We start from the raw sequence: 23,690 nt of genomic DNA, 5'->3' as shown, positions 1-23,690 counted from the left end.
TTTGGAGCGGGTCGCCCCATGAGCGGACACGGCAATACCTACGTTCCCAAGAGCGCCTTGGCGAAGTGGTTCGAATCGCGCCTCCCTTTGATCGGGCTGGTGCATTCGTCCTTCGTCTCCTTCCCGGTGCCGCGGAACCTGAACTACTTCTGGACCTTCGGCGCGATCCTGATCGCCATGCTGGTGTCGCAGATCGTCACCGGCGTTTGGCTGGCGATGCACTACGACCCGTCGGCCGCTAATGCGTTCAACTCCGTCGAGCACATCATGCGCGACGTGAACTACGGCTGGCTGCTGCGCTACATGCACGCCAACGGCGCATCGATGTTTTTCGTGGCGGTCTACGTCCACATCTTCCGGGCGCTGTATTACGGGTCGTACAAGGCGCCGCGCGAGGTGCTCTACATCCTCGGCGTGATCATCTACCTCCTGATGATGGCGACCGCCTTTCTCGGCTACACCCTGCCGTGGGGCCAGATGAGCTTCTGGGGTGCCACCGTCATCACGAACATCCTGGCCGCGATCCCCGTGGTGGGTGACACGATCCAGAGCCTGCTCTGGGGCGGCTACTCCGTCGGCAATCCGACCCTGAATCGGTTCTTCTCGCTGCATTACCTCCTGCCGTTCATGATCACCGGCGTGGTGATCCTGCACGTCTGGGCGCTGCATGTGACGGGGCAGAACAATCCGGCCGGAATTCCGATCAAGTCGGGCAAGGACGCGGTGGCCTTCACGCCCTACGCGACGATCAAGGATGTCTTCGCCTCGGTCGTGTTCTTCGCCTTCTTCGCCTACTGGATCTTCTACCAGCCGAACTATCTCGGTCACGCCGACAACTACGTGCCGGCCAACCCGGCGGTGACGCCCGCCCACATCGTTCCGGAATGGTACTTCCTGCCGTTCTACGCGATCCTGCGCGCCGTGCCGGACAAGCTCGGCGGCGTCATTCTGATGTTCAGCGCCGTGCTCATCCTGGCCCTGGCCCCTTGGCTCGATACGTCCCGGGTTCGCTCGTGTAATTATCGCCCGATCTACCGGCAGTTCTTCTGGCTGTTCGTGGTGGTCTGCGTGGTGCTCGGTTGGCTCGGCGCCAAGCCGCCGGAGGGTGGCTACGTCATCGCCGCCCGGATCTGCACGGCCTACTACTTCCTGCACTTCCTGCTCGTGATGCCGCTGGTCGGCCTGTTCGAGACGCCGAAGGCTCTTCCGGGCTCGATCCTCGAGACGGTGACGGGTCCCGGAAAGCAGGTGGGCGGGTCCGGCATGCCGGTCGGCGCCGCAGCCGCACCGTCCTCCAAGGGTTGAAGGCAGGGGACTTTTGAGAACCATGAAAACGACCCGCGTCCTCGCCGCAACCCTGCTCGCGGCTGTCATGAGCATCACCGTCGCGTCGGCAGATGAGGGAACTCCCCATCCGCCCCGTGAGAAGTGGAGCTTCGCTGGCACCTTCGGCCGCTTCGACCAAGCTCAGCTTCAGCGCGGCTTTCAGGTCTACAAGGAAGTCTGCTCGAGCTGTCACAGCATGAGCCTGGTGCGCTTCCGCAACCTCTCGGAGGAGGGGGGGCCTGGCTTCACCACCGGGCAGGTCAAGGAACTCGCCGCCCAGTACAAGGTGAAGGAGCAGAACGATGCCGGCGAGGACGTCGACCGTCCCGCCCGCGCTGCCGACGCCTTCCCGTCGCCCTTCCCGAACGAGAAGGCGGCGGCCGCCGCCAACGGCGGCAAGGCGCCGCCGGACTTCTCCGTGCTGGCCAAAGCCCGCACCTACGAGCGCGGCTTCCCGTGGTTCGTCTTCGACGCGATGCCGTTCATCGGCTTCTCGGAGCAGGGCGTTGACTACATTCACGCGCTCCTGAACGGCTACGAGGATCCGCCGGCCGGCAAGGAAATTCCGGCTGGCACCTACTACAACAAGTACTATGCCGGTCACCTCATCGCGATGCCGAAGCCGATCAGCGATGGGCAGGTGACCTACGCGAAGAACGACAAGGGCGAGCCGGTGGTGCCGGAGACCACGGAGCAGTATTCCCGCGACGTCGCGGCGTTCATGGCCTGGGCGGCCGAGCCCCACATGATGGCGCGCAAGGCTCTCGGCTTACGGGTGATCCTGTTCCTGCTCGTGCTCTCCGGTCTGCTCTACTACGTGAAGAAGAAGATCTGGGCGAAGGTCGGCGGCGAGGTCCACGGACTCCAGCCCGAACTGCACAAGACCTACTGATCCGGTTCGGGCAGTCCTTCTGGGCTGCCCGTCCTCCGTTGACACCACCCGCGCCGGCGTCCCAGGGAAGGGCGACCGGCGCTAACTTTTGGAGATCGGGATGACGGCAGCGGTGCTCGGCGTGATGGGCGGGTCCGGGGTCTATGACCTGCCCGGCCTGGAGGATGTCCGCGAAGAGCGGATCGAATCCCCCTGGGGCGCGCCTTCAGACGCGCTGCGCATCGGCCGCATCGGCGCGACGAAGGTGGTGTTCCTCGCCCGCCACGGCCGCGGGCACCGCTTCTCGCCATCGGGTATCAACTATCGCGCGAACATCGACGTGCTGAAGCGGGCTGGTGTCACCGACCTCGTCTCGCTCTCGGCCTGCGGCTCGTTCAAAGCCGAGCTGCATCCCGGTCTTTTCGTGCTCGTCGATCAGTTCGTTGACCGCACCCACGGCCGCGCCGGTTCGTTCTTCGGCGATGGCTGCGTCGCCCACGTCTCCCTGGCGCATCCCGTCGGACCGACACTGCAGGCGCGCATCGCTGCGGCGGCACAGGCGGAGGATATCGCGGTCCATCGCGACGGGACCTATGTCTGCATGGAGGGTCCCCAATTCTCCACCTATGCCGAGTCGACCACTTACAAGGCGTTCGGCTACGACGTGATCGGCATGACCAACATGCCGGAGGCCAAGCTCGCCCGCGAAGCCGAAATCACCTATGCGACGATCGCGATGGTGACCGATTTCGACTGTTGGCACCCGACCCACGATGCCGTCGACGTCGCTGCCGTGGTGGCGGTGGCGCGAGCCAATGCCGACAAGGCCGCGCGCCTCGTCGCCCGTCTCGCCCGCGATTTCCCGGCCGAGCGCGAGCCCTGCCCCGTCGGTACGGAGCACGCCCTCGACGGCGCCATCATGACCGCTCCCGCGCAGCGCGACCCAGCCCTACTCGCCAAGCTCGACGCGGTGGCGGGCCGAGTCCTGCACCGCTGAGTAGCCGGGAGCGCCGGTGAAATCAGCTCCGTCCACCCTTTCCGCGACCCTGTCTTCCCTCTAGAAGGCGGGTTCTTCCCCAAACCGGAACCGAACCGTGACCCACGAGGCCAAGCGCGCCGCCCGCATCAGCCGCAAGACAGCGGAGACCGACGTGCAGGTCGCGCTCGATCTCGACGGGACGGGGCGGGCTCAGGTCTCAACGGGGGTCGGCTTCTTCGACCACATGCTCGAGCTGTTCGCGCGCCACGCGCTGTTCGACCTCGACGTGGCGGTCACGGGTGATCTCCATGTCGATCACCATCATACGGTGGAAGATGCGGGCATCGCCCTGGGACAGGCCTTCGCGCAGGCCCTCGCGGACAAGCGCGGCATCGGCCGCTATGCCGACATCCATTTGCCGATGGACGAGACCCTAACGCGGGTCTCCATCGATATCTCGGGCCGCCCGTTCCTCGTGTTCCGAACCCAGTTTCGGGTCGAAAAAATCGGACAGTTCGATACGGAACTCGTCCGCGAGTGGTTCCAGGCCTTCGCCATGAACGCTGGCATTACGTTGCATGTCGAGACGCTCTACGGTGAGAATGCTCACCATATCGCGGAGAGCTGCTTCAAGGGCTTGGCCCGCGCCTTGCGGCACGCAGTGTCGATCGATCCCCGCGAGGGCGGCCGTGTTCCCTCGACCAAGGGATCGCTCTGATCCGCCCGTCGGGTCGGCAGGGAGGATGCTAGACGTGATGCGCACCTACACATTGCACCCCGCGAAGGGGGCCCTCGTCGGCGAGGCACACGGTCTCGAGCGGGCGCACCTCGTGCCGGATGGCTTCTCCTGGCCGGCTTTCGCTTTCGGGCCGCTCTGGTTCTTCTTTCACCGGCTCTGGCTCGCCGGCCTCGGTGTTCTTGCTCTGTTGGCCGTGGTGGCGTTCGGGGGGCGGTTCCTCGGGCTGACGCCGATCGCCGGTTTCGTCATCACGGTCCTCGTTTCGCTCCTGATCGGACTGGAGGCTTCTTCCCTCCGACGGTGGACCTACGCCCGGGCGGGGCGTCCGGTGCGCGACGCCGTGACGGCCGCGAATGCCGAGGAGGCCGAAATGAAGGCTGCTGCACGCTGGCTGGACGGTGTTCCCACAGGGCGCACCGGACCAGCGTCCCATATCGGCATCTCGGTGCCGCCGAGTGACCTTGCCATCGGCATGTTCCCATTCAGCGAGGGTCGGCGGTGAGTGCAGAGACCGTCGCGATCATCGATTACGGCTCGGGCAACCTGCATTCCGCCGCAAAGGCGTTCGAGCGGGCGGCTCGGGAGGCCGGCCTCGACGCGACGCGCATCGTCCTGACGAGCGAGGCGGAGGCGGTCGCCAAGGCTGACCGGGTGGTTCTGCCCGGTGTCGGCGCCTACGCCGATTGTCGCCGCGGTCTCGACGCCGTACCTGGCATGGTCGAGGCGATGACCCATGCGGCGCACGAGCGGGGTCGCCCGTTCCTCGGCATCTGCGTCGGCATGCAGCTCCTGGCGACGCGCGGCCTGGAATACGACACGACCGCGGGCCTCGGCTGGATTCCCGGCGATGTCGGTCCGATCCAGCCGAACGATCCCGGCCTCAAGGTACCCCACATGGGCTGGAACACCCTCGAGATCGACCGGCCACACGCTTTGCTGTCGGAGATCCCGACGGGCGAGGGCGGACTGCACGCCTACTTCGTACACAGTTACGCGCTGTCGCCTGAGCGGATGGAAGATCGCATTGCCCACAGCAATTACGGCGGTTCGGTCACCGCGATGGTGGCGCGCGACAACGTCGCCGGCACCCAATTCCACCCGGAAAAGAGCCAACGGCTCGGCCTCGCACTGCTCGCCAACTTCCTCCGCTGGCATCCCTGAGGCGCAGACCCCACCTGTGACCCGTCCCACCCGAAAGCGAACCGACGCGTGATCCTGTTTCCGGCCATCGATCTCAAGGAAGGGCGCTGTGTCCGCCTCGTTCAGGGCGACATGGCCCAGGCCATCGTGTTCAGCGACGATCCTGCGGCGCAGGCGGCGGTCTTCGAGGAGCAGGGTTTCTCCTGGCTTCACGTCGTCGACCTCGACGGCGCCTTCGCGGGCGCGCCGATGAACGCGGATGCCGTCGATGCGATCCTGGCGCGGACCAAGCTTCCGGTGCAACTCGGCGGCGGCATCCGCGAGATGCGGACCCTGGAGGCCTGGCTCGCCAAGGGCGTAAGCCGCGTCATCATCGGCACTGCCGCCGTACGCGATCCCGCCTTCGTGCGCGAGGCCGCCCGCCTCTATCCGGGCAAGATCGCGGTCGGCATCGACGCCAAGGACGGCCGCGTCGCGGTCGAGGGCTGGGCCACCACCTCCAGCATGACGGCTGAGGAACTCGGGCGTCGCTTCGAGGATGCCGGCGTTGCCGCCATCATCTACACCGACATCGCCCGCGACGGCATCCTGAAGGGCCTCAATATCGAGATGACCCTCGGCCTTGCTCGCGCGGTGACCATCCCGGTGATCGCTTCCGGTGGCCTTGCCTCGATCGATGACGTCCACCGCATCCTGGAACCGGACTGCGCGCTCCTCGCCGGCGCCATCACAGGCCGTGCCCTCTACGACGGGCGGATCGACCCGCGCGAGGCCCTGGCGGCCATCCGGCGCGCGACCGGTGCGCCCGATGCGGCTCCGGCGGCCTGACGCATCCGAGGTTATTCGTGCTCAAAACTCGCATCATCCCGTGCCTCGACGTCAAGGACGGCCGTGTCGTGAAAGGCGTCCAGTTCCTGGAACTGCGCGATGCCGGCGATCCCGTTGAGGCGGCTAAGGCCTACGACGCGGCTGGTGCCGACGAGCTCTGCTTCCTCGACATCACGGCGAGCCATGAGGATCGCGGGACGCTCCTCGACGTCGTCAGCCGAACGGCGGAAGCCTGCTTCATGCCGCTCACCGTCGGTGGTGGCATCCGTACGGTGGCGGATATCCGCACTCTCCTGTTGGCCGGGGCCGACAAGGTTTCCATCAACACGGCAGCCGTGAACGATCCCGATTTCGTCGCCCGCGGTGCGGAAAAGTTCGGTAGCCAGTGCATCGTCGTGGCGATCGATGCCAAGCGGACCTCCGGTCCCGGCGAGGCGCCGGAATGGCAGATCTTCACCCATGGCGGGCGCAAGCCCACCGGCATCGACGCCATCGCCTTCGCCCGCACCGTCACGGCCCGCGGCGCCGGTGAATTGCTCGTGACCTCGATGGATCGCGACGGGATGCGCTCCGGGTACGATATCGGCCTGACGCGGGCCATTTCCGATGCCGTCACGGTGCCGGTCATCGCCTCGGGCGGTGTGGGCGGCTTGGACGACCTGGTAGCGGGAGTCCGCGAAGGCGGTGCCAGTGCGGTTCTGGCGGCCTCGATCTTCCATTTCGGGCAGCACACGGTATCCGAGGCCAAGGTCCACATGGCCGCGGCCGGTCTCTCCATGCGCCTCGATCTCTGAGGCGGACCTTCGCAGCCCTTGCGTCATGATCCATCGTGCCGCACGCTTGGTTGCACGGCACGATAGGCCCGGTTCGCCGGGACCAGGATTGTATGACCCAGTTCACTCTCAGCGATCTCGAAGCCCTCGTCGCGGATCGTGCGGCAGCGTCTCCCGAGACTTCCTACACCGCAAAGCTCGTAGCCGGCGGCCCGGCCAAACCGGCCAAGAAGCTCGGCGAGGAGGCGGTCGAGGCGGCGATCGCCGCCGTACAGGGTGACCGATCCGGCCTCATCAGCGAGGCCGCGGACGTGCTGTACCATCTCCTAGTCCTGCTGCGGGTCGGTGGCGTGACTTTGAACGAGGTGCTGGCCGAGCTCGAGCGGCGAACGGTTCAGAGCGGGATCGCGGAGAAGGCCTCCCGGAGCCCCGCGTGAACGCCGAATCGCTTTTCACGATGCCGCCTGCCGTGATCGAACGCCCGACCGCCCGGGGCCAGGACCCAGTCACCGGCCAGGGCTCGGAGCGGCTGTCGCCTTACCGCTTGTTCACCCGAGAAGAATGGGCTCAGCTGCGTGCCGACACCCCCCTGACCCTGGCGGCGGAGGAAGTGGCGCGCCTGCAATCCCTCAACGATCCGATCTCGGTCGAGGAGGTGGAGGCGATCTACCTGCCGCTTTCACGGCTGCTTTCACTCTACGTGGCAGCGACGCAAGGCCTGTTCAAGGCGACCCAGCGCTTCCTTCTCGCCGAGCACGAGACGAAGGTACCGTACATCATCGGCCTCGCCGGATCTGTGGCCGTGGGCAAGTCGACCTCCGCCCGTGTCCTCGCCGCCCTGCTCGCGCGCTGGCCCAACACCCCCAAGGTCGACCTCATCACCACCGACGGCTTTCTGCTGCCCAATGCCGAGCTGAAGCGGATGGGCGCGATGGAGCGGAAGGGCTTCCCCGAAAGCTACGACACGGCCGCGCTGTTGCGCTTCCTCACCGACATCAAGGCCGGCAAGAAGCGTGTCGCGGCGCCGCTCTACTCTCACCTCGTCTACGACGTGGTGCAGGGCGAGGAGCGGATCATCGAATCGCCCGACATCCTCATCGTCGAGGGCTTGAACGTCCTACAGCCGGCGCGCCTGCCCCGCGACGGCACCGCGATCCCGTTCGTCTCGGACTTCTTCGACTTCTCGATCTACCTCGACGGCCACGAGGACGACCTGCACCGCTGGTACGTCAATCGCTTCCTGCGCCTGCGCCAGACCGCTTTCCGCGATCCGCTCTCCTATTTCCGAAAGTACGCCGAGGTAACGGAATCCGAGGCGATCGAGATCGCCGATACGCTCTGGACGACCATCAACCTGCCGAACCTGCGTGACAACATCCTGCCGACCCGGCAGCGGGCCAGCCTGATCCTCGCCAAGGGGGCCAGCCACCGCATCGAGTCGGTGGCACTGCGCCGCCTCTGACGTCTCCGCGCGCCCGTTCCCTATCCGAGCGGGTAGGCTGCCTCGACCACGTAGGGACCGCCGCCCTTCGATTCCCGCGCCGAGAACAGCGCCACACGCTCCGCCGTGAAGGTGAGGGACGTGAACAGGCCGCGCTCGCCCAGATAGGCCGCGACATCCTCCGCGCCGGCCTCGCGTCGGAGGCGTGCGAGCGTGACGTGCGGCGTGAACTTGCGCCGTTCCGGCTCGGCCCCGGCTTGGCGTGCCAGGCGCTCCTGTTCGGCCTGAAGGTCGAGAAGCTCCGGGGTTGACAGCACCGTGGCGAGGATCGCGCGCGGCCTGTCGCCGCCGAAGCTCGCCATACCGTCGAGGGTCACGGGGAAGGGGGACCGGGGTCGCGCCTCGATCAGGCGCTCGTGCAGCGCCTCCGCGAGGTCGATCTCGACATCGCCGAGGAAGCGCAGGGTGATGTGATAGTCCGAGGGCTCGATCCAGCGGCTTCCGCGCAGAGCGCCGCGCTTCAGGGCGAGCGCCTGCGCGAGGTCGGGGGGAACTTCGAGGCCGGTGAATAGGCGGGGCACGGGCTCAGCGCGCCTGCGGATGGAGACGGTCGAGGAAGGTCTCGACCGTCGGCAACATGCCGGCCACGATCGTTTCGACGCCCCTGGCGTTCGGATGCAGGCCATCGTCCAGGTGGGCCTGCCGGTCGCCGACGATGCCGTCGAGGAAGAACGGGTACAGGACGAGGTCGTAGCGCTTGGCGAGGTCCGGGTAGATCGCGTCGAAGCGCGCGGCGTAGTCCGGCCCGAGGTTGGGGGAGGCCTTCATCCCCGCAAGCAGCACGGGAATGCCGCGTGCCTTGAGCCGCTCGATCATCGCATCGAGGGCCTTGCGGGTCACCGCCGGGTCGGTGCCGCGCAGCATGTCGTTGGCGCCGAGTTCGAGGATGACGCCGTTGGTGTCGTCGGGGACCGACCAGTCGAGGCGATCAAGGCCTCCGGTCGTGGTGTCGCCCGAGACACCCGCATTCGCCACCGTGACGACGCGTCCGCGTGCCTTCAGGGCCCGCTCCAGCACCACCGGAAAGGCCGCGTTCGCGGGCAGGCGATACCCGGCGGTCAGGCTGTCGCCGAAGGCCACCAACTTCACCGGCGGCACGTCGGGCGTGGCGCGCGATGGCATCGTGCCGAGCCCGAGTGCGGCAAAGAGCGTCATCAAAGCGGCGAGGCCGACCCGGGCATGGCGCGCCGCCCGTGAGCGGACCATATCGGCGAAGCGTGAGACTCCACACAGACCCATTCGATCACAACCCCGACCCTTGCATCCACCTTGCCCGCCGTCACGATGACGACAGCTGCACACAGATCGGTCGCCCGTTGAAGTCCGACAACCCCATTGCGCCGACGGCGCAGACCATCGCCCTCTCCGACATCGACCTCAGCCTCGGCCGTGGGGCGGCGCGCGTCCATGTCCTGCGCGGCATCTCCCTCGACGTGGCGCCGGGCGAGGCGGTCGGTCTCGTGGGTCCCTCCGGCTCCGGCAAATCGACTCTGCTGATGGTCATGGCGGGCCTGGAACGGCCGGATTCGGGCCGCATCCTGGTCGAGGGCACCGATCTCGGAAGCCTCGACGAGGATGCCCTGGCGCGCTTTCGCGGGCGCCGCATCGGCATCGTGTTCCAGGCCTTCCACCTCGTCCCGACGATGACCGCCCTGGAGAACGTGGCGCTGCCCCTCGAACTCGCCGACCAGCCCGACGCGCACCGCCGGGCACAGGTCGAGCTGGAGGCGGTCGGGCTCGGCCACCGTCTGCACCACTATCCGGCCCAGCTCTCGGGTGGCGAGCAGCAGCGGGTCGCCATCGCGCGGGCTATCGCGCCCGACCCCGCAATCCTCGTGGCCGACGAGCCGACCGGCAACCTCGACGAGGCGACCGGTCGCCAGATCGTCGACCTGCTCTTCGCCCTGAAGCGCGACCGCGGCGCGACCCTCGTCCTCGTCACCCACGACCCCGGCCTCGCGCGTCTCTGTGACCGCACCGTCCGCCTCCGCTCTGGCCGGGTGGAAGCGCCGGTGCCGGTCCAGGCCTGACCCGATGCATGGCACCCTTCCCAAGCCGAGCGGACGTTCCTCAGGGGGGCACGTTCCACTCACCCTGCGCCTCGCGCTTCGCGAATTGCGCGGCGGGCTGGCGGGCTTCACCGTGTTCCTCGCCTGCATCGCCCTCGGCGTCGCGGCCATCGCCGGCGTCGCCTCGATCTCGCGCTCCCTCACCGACGGTCTCGGCCGCGAGGGGGCGCGCATCCTCGGCGGCGATCTCACCTACAGCCTGATCAACCGGGAGGCGACGCCCGAGGAGCGCGCCGCCTTGGATGCGCAGGGTCGCGTCTCCGTGGTCACGACCCTGCGCGCCATGGCCGTGGCCGGAGAGACCGGCGCGGCCCTGGTCGAGCTGAAGGCGGTGGGCGCCGACTACCCCACCACGGGCGAACTCGTCACCGAACCGGCCGAACCCCTCGCCGATCTCCTGGCCGAACGCGACGGCGCTGCCGGCGCGGTGGCGGACCCGGCCTTGCTCACTCGCCTCGACCTCACGGTCGGTGACCGGATCACCATCGCGGGCAAGCCGTTCGCGATCCGCGCCACCCTCGTGTCGGAGCCCGATCGCATCGCCAACGGTATCGGTTTCGGCCCCCGGGTGCTGATCACGCACAAGGCCCTGACGGCCTCGGGCCTGATCCGGCCGGGCAGCCTGAACCGCTGGAGCTATCGCCTGCAGATCCCGGGGGTCGGAGACGCCGATCTCGAGACGCGCGCCGCCGCCATCGCCAAGGCTGCTCCGGATGCGGGCTGGGAGATGCGGGCGCGCACCAACGCCGATCCGCGCTTTGCCAAGAGCATCGAGCGCTTCACCCAGTTCCTCACCCTGGTCGGCCTGACGGCGCTCATCGTCGGCGGCGTCGGGGTCGCCAATGCGGTCGCGGCCTTCGTCGAGCGAAAACGCGGCTCCATCGCCACCCTGAAGAGCGTCGGTGCGCCGGGCGGACAGGTGGTGGTGCTCTACCTGACCCAGGTCCTGCTGATCGCTGCCCTCGGGATCGCGATCGGCCTCGCGGTGGGCGCGCTCCTGCCCTTCGGCCTCGACGCGCTGTTCCACGATGCCCTGCCGCTGCCGCTCAATCCGACCATCGCGCCCGGCGAGCTCGCGCTCGCGGCGGCCTATGGATTCCTGACGGCGGTCGCCTTCGCCATCCAGCCCCTGGGGCGCGCCCACGACATTCCCGTCTCGGGGCTGTTCCGGGACGTGGTCGATCCGGGTTCCGCCCGCACCCGCCTGCGCTATCGCCTGATCCTGGCGGCCGCCCTCGTGGGGCTGATCGGGCTGGCCCTGGTCACCGCCTTCGACCGGCGCCTGGCGCTCGTCTTCATCGTTGCCGCCGGGCTCGCCTTCGGGCTGCTGCGCCTCGTCGCCCTCGGGCTGATGGCGGTGGCGCGACGCCTCCCGCGCCCGCGCATGGCGGCTCCCCGCATGGCCCTGGCGAATCTGCATCGGCCGGGAGCGCTCACGCCCGCCATCGTGCTCTCCCTTGGCCTCGGCGTGACCCTTCTCGTCACCCTGAGCCTGATCGACGCCAACGTTCGGCGGACGCTGACGAATTCCCTGCCGGCTAAGGCGCCGAACCTGTTCTTCCTCGACATCCCGTCCAGCGATGCGGACGCCTTCCACGCCTTCCTAGGCGGACTGTCGCCGGGGGCGAAGATCGAACGCGTTCCGATGATGCGCGGTCGGATCACCGCCCTGAACGGCGTTCCGGCCGGCGAGATCAAGGCGCCCGAGGATGCTGCCTGGGTGCTCGACGGGGACCGCGGCATCACCTACGCCGACGACCTTCCCGAGGGCTCGTCTCTGGTCGGCGGTCACTGGTGGACCCCCGAGGAGGCTCGGACGCCGCTTGTGTCCTTCGATGCCGAACTGGCGGGCAAGCTCAACCTCGCCGTCGGCAGCAACGTGACTGTCAACGTCCTGGGGCGGACGCTGACGGCCAGGGTCGCCAACCTGCGCAAGGTCGAGTGGCGCTCGCTCGGGATCAACTTCGTCATGGTGTTCTCGCCGGGGACGTTCCGGGGCGCGCCGCACTCCGATCTGGCGACCCTCACCCTGCCGAACGGACCCGACGCTAAGGCAGAGGCGGAAATTCTGCGTGACGTGGCAAAGGCTTACCCCTCCGTCACCAGCGTGCGGGTGAAGGAGGCCCTGGAGGCCGTGAGCGACATCGTCGCCAAGCTGGTCCTGGCCATTCGCGGCGCCAGCGGCGTCGCCGTGGTGGCGAGTCTGTTCGTTCTGGCCGGCGCCCTCGCGGCCGGGCACCGCGCCCGGCTCTACGACGCGGTCGTGCTCAAGACCCTGGGCGCCACGCGGGGCCGGCTGCTGGCGGCCTACACCCTCGAATACGGCGCCCTGGGCCTCGCCACGGCGATCTTCGGGCTCGCCGCCGGCACCCTGGCGGGCTGGGTCATCGTCACCCGGGTGATGAAGCTCGAGTTCACCCTCGACCTGTCGGGGGCGATCCTCGCGGCGACCCTCGCGGTCGCCTTCGCGATTCTCCTCGGTCTGGCAGGGACTTGGCGGATCCTCGGCCAGAAGCCGGCTCCGTATCTGCGCCAGTTCTGACGGCGGTCGTCACAGAACCTCTATGCCGGCGGTTCCTCCTGCGGCATAGCGGGCGCCGGCGGCGGCGCCGGGCGGGAACAGCCCGTCGAGCTCGGCGATCTCGCCGGGGGTGAGCGCGAGGTCCATGGCCGCGGCGTTCTCGGCGAGGCGGGACACCCGCCGCGTCCCCGGGATCGGGACGACGCCCGGTGCCCGGTCGACGAGCCAGGCGAGGGCGATCTGGCCGGAGCTGGCGTTCCGGCGCGCCGCGATGGCGCTGAGCCCGTCGAGCAGGCGCTGATTCCGGGTCAGGGCGTCGGCCTGGAAGCGTGGATTTCCCCGGCGGAAATCGTCCGCGGCGAGCCGCGTTGGATCGAGGCTGCCGGTGAGGAACCCGCGTCCGAGCGGTGCGTATGCCACGAAGGTGACGTCGAGGTCGCGGCAGGTCTGCAGCATCTCGTCCTCGGGTCCCCGGCTCCACAGCGAATACTCGCTCTGGACCGCCGCGATCGGATGAATCGCGTGGGCGGCCCGCAGGGTTTCGGGCGAGACCTCGGACAGCCCGAGTCCGCGCACCTTGCCCTGCTCGACTAGGCGCGCCATCGCGCCGATCATCTCGGCCAGCGGGGTCTTCGGGTTGCGGCGGTGGCAGTAGTAGAGATCGATGGTCTCGACGCCGAGCCGGGTCAGCGACGCCTCGCAGGCCGCGGTGAGATAGGCCGGCGTGTTGTCGATCCGCCGCTTCGCGCTGTCGTCGGGGCTGTGGGAGGGGCGGACGATGCCGAACTTGGTGGCGAGCACGACCCGGTCGCGGCGGCCCTTCAGGAAGCGGCCCAGCAGGGTCTCGTTATGGCCGAGCCCGTAGGTGTCGGCGGTGTCGAGGAAGTCGTAGCCGAGGTCGAGGGCCGCCGCGAGGGCGTCGAGGGACTCCGTCTCGTCGGCCGGCCCGTAGAATTCGGACATGCCCATGCAGCCGAGGCCGGGGACGGAGACGGTAAGGCCGGTCTGGCCGAGGGGGTGCTGTCGCATCGCGGTGCCTGGGTTCGAAATTCGCCGCATCGGTGTGCCATGGGGCCGGATCGGCGATAAGATCGACACTCCTGGACGAACCGTTGAGCGAGGCTCATCAATGCAGCGGGCCGACCTCGCGGACCTCGCGGCGTTCGCGGCCATCGCCCGTCACGGCAGCTTCCGGCGGGCCGCCCTCGAACTCGGGGTGTCCCCCTCCGCGCTGAGCCACGCCCTGCGGGGCCTGGAGACCCGGATGGGGGTGCGTCTGCTCCACCGGACCACCCGCAGCGTCGCGCCGACCGAGGCGGGGGCGGCCCTGCTCGCGGGGATCGGGCCGGCCCTGGCCGAGATCGCCGCGGCGGTCGGAGCCGCGGGCGCGTTCCGCGCCACGCTCGGTGGCGCCCTGCGCATCAACGCGCCGCGCGCGGCCTGCCGCCTCGTCCTGATGCCGCTGGTGGCGCGGTACCTCGCGCTCTATCCCGGCGTCCGCGTCGAGGTCGTGGGGGACGATGCGCTGACCGACGTGGTGGCCGGCGGGTTCGATGCCGGCGTCCGGTTCGGCGAGCACCTGGCCGGCGACATGATCGCGGTGCCCCTCGGAGGGCCCCAGCGCTTCGCCCTGGTGGGCGCCCCCGCCTATCTGGCCGGACGGCCGACGCCCGAGAGCCCGGCCGATCTCGTGGCGCACCGCTGCATCCGGCAGCGCTTTCCCGGCGGTGCGGTGTATCGCTGGGAACTGGAGAAGGACGGGCGGGCGCTGGCGGTCTCCGTCGACGGTCCCCTCGTCGTCAACGAACAGGAGATGATCGTGCAGGCGGCCCTGGCGGGGCTCGGCCTCGGCCTGGTCTTCGAGGACAGCGTCGCCGACCTCCTGGCGTCCGGTCGGCTCGTTCGCCTGATGCCCGACTGGTGTCCGAGCTTCCCCGGGCTGTTCCTGTACTATACCGGCCGGCGCCAGATCCCCCCGCCGCTGCAGGCCTTCATCGACCTCGTGCGGCGGCCGGAGGCGGGGCTCACGGCCACACCTTGATCGCGAGGTTGCGCCGGAGAAGGTCGCGGTCGGAGGTGATGGTGCAGCCCTCGGTGCGCAGGGTCACGTAGGTCAGGAAGGCCGTGTCGCCGGTGTCGTCGAAGTTGCGCCCCTGCGCGTCGGGATCGAGCAGCGACGGATAGGCGATGAGTCCGCCGGGCGCCCGGCAGGGATCGTCGTACAGGGTGGCGCCGGCCAGGAGCAGGCGCGGCGTGTCCCAGTTCAGCAGGTCGCGGGAGGTGGTCCAGTAGAAGCCGGATTGCGGAAAGCCCGGCCCGGCCTTGGCCATGAAGATCGCGATCCAGGCGCCGCTGCCCCGGTGGCGCACGACGGCCCCGACCGGTGTCGGGAACGGCGCGACCGGCGCACAGGTCGCCGCCGCCTTGGCGGGCTTCGCGTAGGGGTCGGGGAAGGCCGCCGTGTAGCCGGTGCCGGTCCAGGCGCGCCACTGCGTCGGGTCGGCGGGATCGCGGGTGCGGAACAGGCAGACCCCCGCGGACTGGTCGCTGCCCGGCTGTGTCCAGCCCGTGGTGGAGGCGAGGAAGTAGCGCCAGGTCCCGTCCGAGAAGACATTCGACGGATTGAAGAAGCCGCGATGGCTGCCCTGCCCGACCTCCTGGCGGAAGGGGGCGCCGGCCACGACCACCGGTGGGGTCGCGCGGGTGAAGCTGCGTCCGCTATCGGTCGAGGCGGCCGCCACCACGCTGTTGTACCAGCACGCCATGTACTCCTTGGCGCGGCAGCGGCCCGGATGCTCGTTGGCCCGGTACTCGTGGTGGACCAGGGCGGCGACGGCGCGGCCGTCCTCGGTCCAGGTGGCGGTGATCCACGAGGCGTCGTCGTAGGCGGCCGGATCGGCCTTGCCGCCGGATTCGAGCACCACCGCGCAGTCCAATTTCAGGGCGTCGAGGCGGGGACCGCGGAAGGTGCGGTTCCGGTAGTGCATGCCGAACAGGGCGACGGCGCCGGAGGCCTCGCGGAAGGCGCGGGCCGAGGCGTCGGGCACGTCGACCCCGTCGCAGGCGTCGCGCCCGGCCTTGAACATCACCACCGGGGGGCCGACCAGGGTCAGGGCGGAGAGCGGCGGCTCCGCGGCGGCGCGCGCCGGGCCGCCGAGGCAGACCAGCGCGAGCAGGAGCCGGGCCGCGAGGGGAAGGGGGCGCGTCATCGGGAGTCCCTGGACATCGGCCGCAGATTGGGTTTTGAACCGTTACAGTTCGATTGTGCGCACGCGTCCGATTCCGGCCCTGTCCACAGATCCCCGACGCCCTCCCGCGAAGGCCTTCCATGCTCCTCCTCATCCTCGGGCTCGTGCTCTTCCTCGGCACGCATGCCTTCTCCATGGCACGGGCACGGCGGGCGCGGGTGATCGATCAGGTCGGCGAGGGCCGCTACAAGCTCGCCTACACCCTGGCCTCCCTCCTGGGCCTCGTGCTGATCGCCTACGGTTTCCACCTCTATCGCCAGTCCGGCTACATCGCCGTGTGGGACCCGCCGGTCTGGACCCGCCACCTCGCCCTGCTCCTGACCGCCCTGGCCTTCGTCGCCCTGGCCTCGGCCTACCTGCCGGGGCACATCCGCGCCCGGGCCAAGCACCCGATGCTGCTGGCCGTGAAGATCTGGGCCACCGCGCACCTGCTGGCCAATGGCGACCTCGGCTCGATCCTGCTGTTCGGCAGCTTCCTCGCCTGGGCGGTGATGGCCCGGATCAGCGCCAAGCGGCGGGCCCTCGCCCCCGGGGCCGTGGCCGCGCAGCATGGCGGCCCCGCCGCCGCACCGGCGGGCTGGCGCAACGACGCCCTGGCCGTCGTCATCGGCCTCGGCGTCTGGTTCGCGTTCGCGCGCTACCTGCACCCGCTCCTGATCGGCGTCGCCGCCTGGCCGGGCCAGGCCTGAGACGCGTCCGGACCGAAGGGCCTCGCGTGGAAGCCGGTCGCCAACGGCCCGCGCCTGTGATAGGCGCAGGCCTTCATCTTCATGCAGCGGCCGCTCGGTTCCCGATCGGCGTGAGACGACATGGCCGAAAACAACGAGTTCATCCGCGAGGTCAACGAGGACTATCGCCGCGATCAGGTCGCCGAGATCTGGCGCCGCTACAGCGGCGTGATCATCGCCCTGGCGATCCTCGTGGTGGCCGCCGTCGGCGGCTGGCGCTACTGGCAGCACGACCAGCGCGTGCGCGCCGAGGCGGCGTCCGAGCGCTTCGAGGTCGCCAACCGCCTCGCCCGCGAGGGCAAGACGGCGGAGGCCGACAAGGCTTTCGCGGCGATCGAGAGCGATGCGCCCTCGGGTTACGCCCTCCTGGCGCGCTTCCGCTCCGCCACCGAGACCGCCAAGGGCGATCCGAAGGCCGGTGCCGCCGAGTACGACGCCCTGGCCAACGACACCAAGGTGAGCACCGGCCTGCGCGACCTCGCCCGCCTGCGCTCGGCCCTGCTGCGCCTCGACGGCACGGAGCCCGACGCCGCCCTGGCGACGCTCCAGGGCCTCGCCGCGCCGAACGGCCCGTTCCGCCACACCGCCCGCGAGATGCTGGGGCTCGTCGCCCTGAAGCGCGGCGACTACGACGGCGCCGGCCGCTGGTTCGACCAGATCAACGCCGACCCGCAGACGCCGCAGAACCTACGCCAGCGCATCGAGGTCTACGCGGCCCTGGTGGCCGGCGGACCCGTCACCGTGACCGCTGCGGCTCCCGCCGCCCCGGCCGCTCCCCCACCCGTCACGCGCTGAGCCCTCGACCCGCTTCTCCCGGACGCCTGATCGAAACGAGCACACCATGGATATGCCGACCGTCGCGATCGTCGGACGGCCGAACGTCGGCAAGTCGACCCTGTTCAACCGCCTCGTGGGCAAGAAGCTCGCCCTGGTGGATGACCGCCCCGGCGTGACCCGCGATCGGCGCGAGGGCGACGTCAATTTCGGTGGTCTCGTCTTCCGCATCATCGACACCGCCGGCCTGGAAGAGGCCGATCCCGGCTCGCTGATTGGCCGGATGCGTGCGCAGACCGAGGCCGCGATCCTCGAGGCCGACGTGGTGCTGTTCGTGATCGACGCCCGCGCGGGCGTGCTCCCGGCCGACCAGCCCTTCGCCGAGATGGTGCGCCGCGCCGGCTGCCCGGTGATCCTCATCGCCAACAAGGCGGAGGGGGGTGCCGGCCTGTCCGGCGCCTACGAGGCGTTCTCGCTGGGCCTCGGCGACCCGATCCCGTTCTCGGCCGAGCACGGCGAGGGCATCGGCGAGTTGCACGACGCGCTGATCGAATCCCTACCGAAGCCGGACGACGAGGACGAGGACTACGACGACGATCCGTCGAACCGCTCCCTCAAGGTCGCCATCGTCGGCCGCCCCAATGCGGGCAAGTCCACGCTGATCAACCGTATGCTCGGCGAGGAGCGCCTCCTCGTGGGTCCCGAGGCGGGCATCACCCGCGACTCAATCTCCCTCGACTGGGAATGGCGCGGCCGCCGGATCAAGCTCCACGACACCGCCGGCATGCGTCGCAAGGCGCGCATCGACGACAAGCTCGAGAAGCTCGCGGTCTCGGACGGCCTGCGCGCCGTGCGCTTCGCCGAGGTGGTGGTGGTGCTCCTCGACGCCACGATCCCGTTCGAGAAGCAGGACCTGACCATCGTCGACCTGATCGAGAGCGAGGGCCGCGCCCTCGTCATCGGCCTGAACAAGTGGGACCTCGTCGCCGACCAGAACGGTCTCCTGAAGAAGCTGCGCGAGGATTGCACCCGCCTGCTGCCCCAGGTCCGCGGCGTCGCCGTGGTGCCGCTCTCCGGTCTCGCGGGCGAGGGCATCGACAAGCTGATGCAGGCGGTGACCAACGCCGAGGAGACCTGGAGCACCCGCGTCTCGACCTCGCGGATCAACGACTGGCTCAGCGAGGCGCTGCAGCGCAATCCGCCCCCGGCGGTCTCGGGCCGGCGCATCAAGATCCGCTACGCCACCCAGGTGAAGAGCCGCCCGCCCCACTTCGCCCTGTTCGGCAACCAGCTCGACGGCCTGCCGAAATCCTACACCCGCTACCTCGTCAACGGCCTGCGCGAATCGTTCGCGCTGCCGGGCACGCCGATCCGGCTCTCGCTGCGGACTTCGAGGAACCCGTTCGACCGCGAGAACAAGGGCTGAGGCTCGGGCGCACCGCTCAGGCGGTGCCGCAGGTCGTCTCCGACAGCCAGTCCACCACCGCGTCGAGGGCCTGGCGGTTGGAGGTGTCGCCGTTGCGCGTCGCTTCGAAGGTCGCGATCTGGCGCTCGGCGCTGGTGCCGTTCGTGAGGATGCTCCGGGCCTGGGCGACCTCCGGCTCGCAGCCCAGGGCGGCGGCGTCCTCCGCGATGAGCGCCAGGAGGGTGTCCAGGGCCTGCGCGAAGGGCAGGGCCTCCTCGCTCGCCTCGTCGATCAGCTCGGCCTCGGTGCCGCTGCGCTGCGCCCGCCACAGGTTCTCCTGGGCCAGCGCCCGCGAGACGCCGTCGAGGTTCGCGTTGAGGTCCGGCCGGCGCACCACGAGGCGGACGAGGCAGCGGTAGAGCGCCGCGATGGTGAGCGCGTCCTCCAGCCGGGAGCAGGAATCGGCGATCCGCAATTCCAGCGTCGGGAACTTGATCGAGGGGCGGAGCGACCACCACAGGAAGCTGGCATCCTGGATCGAGCCCGCCCGGGTCATGATGCGGACGTAGCGTTCGTAGGCCGCCGTGTCGGTGAAGAGATCGGGCAGGCCGGTGCGCGGCAGCTCGCCGAAGGCGCTCAGGCTATAGGCGCTGAGGCCCGTCGGCTTGCCCTGCCAGAACGGCGAGGAGGCCGAGAGGGCGAGCAGCAGCGGCTGGTACGGCAGGAGCCGGTTCATCAGGTCGATGCGGGCGTCGGGGTCCGGCACCTCGACGTGGACGTGCATGCCGCAGATCAGGCTGCGGCGCCCGGCGAGGCCGACGTCGCGCAGGATGCCGCGATAGCGGTCGCCCTTGGTGGGGAGCTGGCGGGCCCAGTCGGCCACCGGATGGGTGCCGGCCGCGAAGACCAGGAGGCCGTGCTCGCGCCCGAGCTTGCCCAGGGCCGAGCGCTGGCGGGCGAGGACGTCGCGCGCCTGGGCGAAATCGGTGGAGGGCGGGGTGCAGACCTCGACCTGGCACTGGAGCAGTTCGCGCCCGATCTCGGGCAGTTCCTCGCCCGCCTGGACGTGGAACGGCTTCACCGAACGACGCGGGGTGCCGCGCGTCTCCGCATCCGCCAGGAAGTATTCCTCCTCAATGCCGAAGCGGTAGGGGGCTGAGGTCATCGGGAGCCTTGTGGAATGGTCGCTCCCCTCAACCCGTCAGGAGACGGTTTGTGCCCGCGCGGGGCCGCCGACGAGCCAGGCCGGGTCGAACCAGCGGTCGGCCTCGCCGTCATAGGGCAGGCGGGTGATGTCCCAGTGCTGGATGTACTTGGCGTAGACGTCCCAGACCGCGATGCCGCCGCCCACGAAGATACGCCGCCCGGGATAGCGCGCCAGCACGGCCTCCGGGTCCTCGTGGCTGCGGATGACGTCGATGGTCCGGTCCTTGAAGGCGAAGTCCGGCACCGACGCGACGGTCTTCGGCCCGGCGATCAGCACGTGGCCCATGGTGATGGCGAAGAACCGCGTGACGTCCTCCACGAAGAGCGGATCGGTGTTGCCCTCCCAGGGCAGGTGCCCGTTCAGGCCGAGCTGTCCGCGGAGGCCGATGGCGCAGATGCAGCGAACGTCGATCATGGGTGTCTCGGGAAACGGGAGCAGGGGGGAGCGGCGTCCGGGCGTCAGCTCGCCATCTGCGGCGTCAGGATCCGGTCGCTCGGGAAGTCGTAGATCTTGCCGGACTCCGAGAAATCCGGGCTCGCGAGACGCACGAAGTGCGGCGCGAGATCCTCCGGCGTCTTCAGGGTCATCGCGTCCTCGCCCGGCATCGCGGCCTTGCGCATCGCGGTCCGCAGCGGGCCGGGATTGAGCAGCATGGCCCGCACGGGCGTCGTTGCGGTCTCGGCCGCGTAGGTCCGCACCAGGGCGTCGAGGGCGGCCTTCGAGACGGAATAGGGCCCCCAGTAGGCCCGGCACTTCTGCGCCGCGCCGGAGGTGACGAAGATGGCCCGGCCCGCATCGGAGGCCCGCAGCAGCGGGTCGAACGAGCGGATCAGGCGGTAATTCGCCGTGACGTTGATCTCCATCACCTGCGCCCAGGTCTTGGGCGTCACGTGCCCGATCGGCGTGAGGTTGCCGAGGATGCCGGCATTCCCGACCAGGATGTCGAGGCGCTTCCAGCGCTCGTGGATGCCCGCACCCAGGCGGTCGATGGCGTCGTAGTCCGTGAGGTCGAGGGGCACCAGGGTGGCGCTGCCGCCAAGACCCCGGATGGCGTCGTCGAGCTCCTCCAGGCCGCCCTGCGTCCGGGCGACCGCGACGATGTGCGCGCCGGCCTCGGCCAGGGCGAGGGCGGCGGCGCGGCCGATGCCGCGGGAGGCGCCGGTGACGACGGCGATGCGTCCGGCGAGCGGCTGGGTCGGGTGGCTCATCGTGCGCTCAATCGGCTTCGGCGAGCATGGCGAGGCGGCGCGGCCCCGCGATGGCGAGGTCGGTCAGGCCCGTCGGATAGTCGCCGGTGAAGCAATGGTCGGTGTATTGCGGGCAGGCCTCGTCGCGCCGCGCCTCGCCCATGGCCTTGTAGAGGCCGTCGATGGACAGGAAGGCCAGAGAATCGGCGCCGATGTAGCGGCGCATGCCCTCGAGGTCGTGGGTGGCGGCGAGCAGCTTCTCCCGCTCCGGCGTGTCGATGCCGTAGAAGTCCGGGTAGGTGATCGGCGGCGAGGCGATCCGGAAATGCACCTCGCGGGCGCCGGCCTCGCGCATCATGCGCACGATCTTCACCGAGGTGGTGCCGCGCACGAGGCTGTCGTCGACCAGCACGATGCGCTTGCCTTCGACCACCGCGCGGTTGGCCGAGTGCTTCATGCGGACGCCGAGCTCGCGCACCGACTGGGTCGGCTGGATGAAGGTGCGCCCGACATAGTGGTTGCGGATGATGCCCATCTCGAAGGGCAGGCCGGTCTCCTGGGCGAAGCCCAGCGCCGCCGGTACGCCCGAATCCGGCACCGGGATGACCACGTCGGCCTCCGTTGCCGATTCCCGGGCCAGTTCGTGGCCGATGTTCTTGCGTACGGCGTAGACGCTCTTGCCGTTCACCACCGAATCCGGCCGGGCGAAGTAGATGTACTCGAAGATGCACGGCCGCATCGGCTGGGCCGGGGCGAAGCGGAGCGATTCGATGCCCTCTTCCGAGATCACCACGATCTCGCCGTTCTCGATGTCGCGGATGAACTTGGCGCCGATGATGTCGAGGGCGCAGGTCTCGGAGGCCAGGATGTAGCGGCCGTCGAGCTCGCCGAGCACCAGGGGGCGGATGCCCATGGGATCGCGGGCGCCGATGAGCTTCTTGTTGGTGAGCGCCACGATGGCGTAGGCGCCCTCGATCTGGCGCAGGGCCTCGGTGAAGCGCTCGACGATGCGCGGCGCCCGGGAGCGGGCGGCCAGGTGCAGGATCACCTCCGTGTCGGAGGTGGACTGGGTGATGGCGCCGTCGCGCACGAGGTCGCGGCGGATCGAGAGGGCGTTGGTGAGGTTGCCGTTGTGGGCCACGGCGAGGCCGCCGCTGGCGAGTTCGGCGAAGAGCGGCTGCACGTTGCGCAGGATGGTGCCGCCGGTGGTGGAGTAGCGGACGTGGCCGATGGCGGCCGGCCCTTCGAGGTGCTCGATGGTCGAGCGATCCGAGAACGAATCGCCGACGAGGCCGGGCCGGCGCTCGGAATGGAAGACCGCCCCGTCGAAGGAGACGATGCCGGCCGCCTCCTGGCCACGATGCTGCAGGGCGTGCAGGCCGAGGGCGACGATGGCGGAGGCATCGGGATGGCCGAAGATGCCGAACACGCCGCACTCCTCGCGCAGCGTGTCGCCGTCGCGGTCGAGCCCGTCCACGACCTCGACAGGGGGGCGGGCGCTCGACTTGGCTACAGACATGATGATGTCGTTCCCTGCTTGGCCCCGCGCGAATCCCGGGCGGGCACCGTCAAGAAGCCGTCATGTAGTCGGCCTTCGCGCTGCAACCAAGCGCGTAGACGCGCAGATCAGCGTCGCGGGGCAGGCGTGGCTGGCGCTTCGGTGCGGCGCTGGGCCGGGACTTCTCCTTCCGGCGGCTCGACGGGATCGGCCGGCGTCTCGGTCTTGGGCTTCTTGAACTGCTTCAGCAAGCCTTCCGGATTCTCGGGCAGCTGGGCCACCAGGGCCTCGCCGGATTTCTCCAGCATCGGGCGGCTGCGGGCCTCGGACGCCCAGGGCGGCATCTTGCCCTGCACGAGCCAGGCCAGGAACACCCACCCGATGACGCAGATCAGGAAGCCGCGGCCGGCGCCGAACAGGAAGCCCAGCGAACGGTCGATCGCGCCGATGCGCGAATCGAGGATCATGTCCGACACCTTCACGGTGATGATCGACACGACGATCAGCGTCACCAGGAAGATCGCCGCGATCGAGGCCACCAGGGCGACGGTGGCATTCGTCACGTGCTGGCTGACGGTGGGCAGCAGGAGCGGATGGAATTTCCAGGCGATGGCGGCGGCGGCGACCCAGGCGATGATGGCGAGCACTTCGCGGGTCGCGCCGCGCACGGCGGCCAACAGCGCCGAGACCACGACGATACCCAGCACGACGAGATCGAGAACGGAGAACGGCATCTCTGACGATTGTCACTTCAAGGGGCGGAGCGGCGACGATGACCGGATCGTGCGGCTTCCCCCGGCCGCGGCCCTGTATATCGTGCGGAAACTCGGCCGTCACCCTGGCGTGGAGGCCCATTCCCGCCCGGTGCTCGTGCGGGTCCGGCGTGACGCCCGGCC

25 protein-coding genes are annotated in these 23,690 nt (G+C 69.4%); 16 read left to right on the top strand and 9 right to left on the bottom strand.

The window, feature by feature from the left end:
* Positions 1-18: 18 nt before the first annotated feature.
* From ASG51_RS22950 to coaA, 10 genes are all read left to right on the top strand, one after another.
* On the top strand, positions 19-1,305 hold the full coding sequence (locus ASG51_RS22950; RefSeq protein ID WP_056218907.1) for a cytochrome b N-terminal domain-containing protein: 1,287 nt from the start codon (positions 19-21) through the stop codon (positions 1,303-1,305).
* Positions 1,306-1,327: 22 nt separating this feature from the next.
* Entirely contained in the window at positions 1,328-2,218 is an 891-nt protein-coding gene (locus ASG51_RS22945; protein ID WP_056353228.1) for a cytochrome c1, read from the top strand.
* A 100-nt stretch (positions 2,219-2,318) separates the two neighbouring features.
* Positions 2,319-3,194 carry an S-methyl-5'-thioadenosine phosphorylase gene (locus ASG51_RS22940; RefSeq protein WP_056383239.1) on the top strand — a complete coding sequence of 292 codons (876 nt, stop codon included), beginning with the start codon at positions 2,319-2,321 and terminating at the stop codon, positions 3,192-3,194.
* A 97-nt stretch (positions 3,195-3,291) separates the two neighbouring features.
* A complete protein-coding gene (hisB, locus tag ASG51_RS22935; protein ID WP_056218915.1) occupies positions 3,292-3,894 on the top strand; it encodes an imidazoleglycerol-phosphate dehydratase HisB in 603 nt (200 codons plus the stop codon).
* A 37-nt stretch (positions 3,895-3,931) separates the two neighbouring features.
* Complete coding sequence (locus ASG51_RS22930; RefSeq protein WP_056383296.1) at positions 3,932-4,417, top strand: DUF2628 domain-containing protein; 486 nt, start codon at positions 3,932-3,934, stop codon at positions 4,415-4,417.
* Positions 4,414-5,076, top strand: a complete 663-nt coding sequence (gene hisH / locus ASG51_RS22925) for an imidazole glycerol phosphate synthase subunit HisH (RefSeq protein ID WP_056383238.1) — start codon at positions 4,414-4,416, stop codon at positions 5,074-5,076. The genes ASG51_RS22930 and hisH overlap by 4 nt, the downstream gene beginning before the upstream one ends.
* Before the next feature lie 48 nt (positions 5,077-5,124).
* Positions 5,125-5,883, top strand: a complete 759-nt coding sequence (gene hisA, locus ASG51_RS22920) for a 1-(5-phosphoribosyl)-5-[(5-phosphoribosylamino)methylideneamino]imidazole-4-carboxamide isomerase (RefSeq protein ID WP_056353231.1) — start codon at positions 5,125-5,127, stop codon at positions 5,881-5,883.
* Between the two features lie 17 nt (positions 5,884-5,900).
* A complete protein-coding gene (gene hisF / locus ASG51_RS22915; protein ID WP_056383236.1) occupies positions 5,901-6,677 on the top strand; it encodes an imidazole glycerol phosphate synthase subunit HisF in 777 nt (258 codons plus the stop codon).
* 92 nt (positions 6,678-6,769) lie between these two features.
* Positions 6,770-7,093, top strand: a complete 324-nt coding sequence (locus ASG51_RS22910) for a phosphoribosyl-ATP diphosphatase (protein ID WP_056383234.1) — start codon at positions 6,770-6,772, stop codon at positions 7,091-7,093.
* Positions 7,094-7,113: 20 nt separating this feature from the next.
* Positions 7,114-8,118 (top strand): type I pantothenate kinase, encoded by a 1,005-nt coding sequence (gene coaA / locus ASG51_RS22905; RefSeq protein WP_056219487.1) that lies wholly within the window; start codon positions 7,114-7,116, stop codon positions 8,116-8,118.
* Positions 8,119-8,138: 20 nt separating this feature from the next.
* Here the strand turns inward: coaA and thpR are convergent, their stop codons facing one another.
* Together thpR and ASG51_RS22895 are read right to left on the bottom strand one after the other, a co-directional pair.
* Positions 8,139-8,678: an RNA 2',3'-cyclic phosphodiesterase gene (gene thpR, locus ASG51_RS22900; protein ID WP_056383232.1), complete on the bottom strand. Its 540-nt coding sequence runs from the start codon at positions 8,676-8,678 to the stop codon at positions 8,139-8,141.
* A 4-nt stretch (positions 8,679-8,682) separates the two neighbouring features.
* The gene (locus ASG51_RS22895) at positions 8,683-9,279 is read right to left on the bottom strand and encodes an arylesterase (RefSeq protein ID WP_056383294.1); all 597 of its coding nucleotides are present in this window, start codon (positions 9,277-9,279) and stop codon (positions 8,683-8,685) included.
* A 194-nt stretch (positions 9,280-9,473) separates the two neighbouring features.
* On the opposite strand from ASG51_RS22895, the gene ASG51_RS22890 reads away from it, so the two are divergent.
* Positions 9,474-10,187 carry an ABC transporter ATP-binding protein gene (locus tag ASG51_RS22890; protein WP_244472739.1) on the top strand — a complete coding sequence of 238 codons (714 nt, stop codon included), beginning with the start codon at positions 9,474-9,476 and terminating at the stop codon, positions 10,185-10,187.
* A 4-nt stretch (positions 10,188-10,191) separates the two neighbouring features.
* Positions 10,192-12,768 (top strand): ABC transporter permease, encoded by a 2,577-nt coding sequence (locus ASG51_RS22885; RefSeq protein WP_056383230.1) that lies wholly within the window; start codon positions 10,192-10,194, stop codon positions 12,766-12,768.
* Positions 12,769-12,777: 9 nt separating this feature from the next.
* Here ASG51_RS22885 and ASG51_RS22880 read toward each other — a convergent pair whose 3' ends face one another.
* Complete coding sequence (locus tag ASG51_RS22880; RefSeq protein ID WP_056383228.1) at positions 12,778-13,776, bottom strand: aldo/keto reductase; 999 nt, start codon at positions 13,774-13,776, stop codon at positions 12,778-12,780.
* A 100-nt stretch (positions 13,777-13,876) separates the two neighbouring features.
* Here ASG51_RS22880 and ASG51_RS22875 point away from each other — a divergent pair, with 100 nt between their 5' ends.
* Entirely contained in the window at positions 13,877-14,788 is a 912-nt protein-coding gene (locus ASG51_RS22875; protein ID WP_056383227.1) for a LysR family transcriptional regulator, read from the top strand.
* On the opposite strand, the gene ASG51_RS22870 is transcribed toward ASG51_RS22875, so the two are convergent.
* Positions 14,772-15,956 (bottom strand): hypothetical protein, encoded by a 1,185-nt coding sequence (locus tag ASG51_RS22870; RefSeq protein ID WP_056383225.1) that lies wholly within the window; start codon positions 15,954-15,956, stop codon positions 14,772-14,774. The genes ASG51_RS22875 and ASG51_RS22870 overlap by 17 nt on opposite strands.
* 119 nt (positions 15,957-16,075) lie before the next feature.
* Here ASG51_RS22870 and ASG51_RS22865 point away from each other — a divergent pair, with 119 nt between their 5' ends.
* The 3 genes from ASG51_RS22865 (at position 16,076) to der (ending at position 18,923) form a co-directional block, all read left to right on the top strand.
* Positions 16,076-16,684 carry an NnrU family protein gene (locus ASG51_RS22865; protein WP_056273304.1) on the top strand — a complete coding sequence of 203 codons (609 nt, stop codon included), beginning with the start codon at positions 16,076-16,078 and terminating at the stop codon, positions 16,682-16,684.
* Positions 16,685-16,804: 120 nt separating this feature from the next.
* Complete coding sequence (locus tag ASG51_RS22860) at positions 16,805-17,518, top strand: tetratricopeptide repeat protein (RefSeq protein WP_056383223.1); 714 nt, start codon at positions 16,805-16,807, stop codon at positions 17,516-17,518.
* Between the two features lie 46 nt (positions 17,519-17,564).
* Positions 17,565-18,923: a ribosome biogenesis GTPase Der gene (gene der / locus ASG51_RS22855; protein ID WP_056383221.1), complete on the top strand. Its 1,359-nt coding sequence runs from the start codon at positions 17,565-17,567 to the stop codon at positions 18,921-18,923.
* Between the two features lie 16 nt (positions 18,924-18,939).
* On the opposite strand, the gene ASG51_RS22850 is transcribed toward der, so the two are convergent.
* The 5 genes from ASG51_RS22850 to ASG51_RS22830 form a co-directional block, all read right to left on the bottom strand.
* Positions 18,940-20,067, bottom strand: a complete 1,128-nt coding sequence (locus ASG51_RS22850) for a carboxylate-amine ligase (protein WP_056383218.1) — start codon at positions 20,065-20,067, stop codon at positions 18,940-18,942.
* A gap of 36 nt (positions 20,068-20,103) precedes the next feature.
* Positions 20,104-20,523, bottom strand: a complete 420-nt coding sequence (locus tag ASG51_RS22845) for a dihydrofolate reductase (protein WP_056383215.1) — start codon at positions 20,521-20,523, stop codon at positions 20,104-20,106.
* 44 nt (positions 20,524-20,567) lie between these two features.
* Complete coding sequence (locus ASG51_RS22840) at positions 20,568-21,317, bottom strand: SDR family NAD(P)-dependent oxidoreductase (RefSeq protein ID WP_056383212.1); 750 nt, start codon at positions 21,315-21,317, stop codon at positions 20,568-20,570.
* Between the two features lie 7 nt (positions 21,318-21,324).
* The gene (purF, locus tag ASG51_RS22835; protein WP_056218966.1) at positions 21,325-22,815 is read right to left on the bottom strand and encodes an amidophosphoribosyltransferase; all 1,491 of its coding nucleotides are present in this window, start codon (positions 22,813-22,815) and stop codon (positions 21,325-21,327) included.
* A 107-nt stretch (positions 22,816-22,922) separates the two neighbouring features.
* On the bottom strand, positions 22,923-23,528 hold the full coding sequence (locus tag ASG51_RS22830; protein WP_056218968.1) for a CvpA family protein: 606 nt from the start codon (positions 23,526-23,528) through the stop codon (positions 22,923-22,925).
* Positions 23,529-23,690 lie beyond the last annotated feature (162 nt).

Source organism: Methylobacterium sp. Leaf465 (genome assembly GCF_001424705.1).
In the GTDB taxonomy this organism is placed as follows: Bacteria; Pseudomonadota; Alphaproteobacteria; order Rhizobiales; family Beijerinckiaceae; genus Methylobacterium.
The sequence above is the reverse complement of the archived record's forward strand: the minus strand, read 5'-3'. Positions and strand labels throughout refer to the sequence as shown.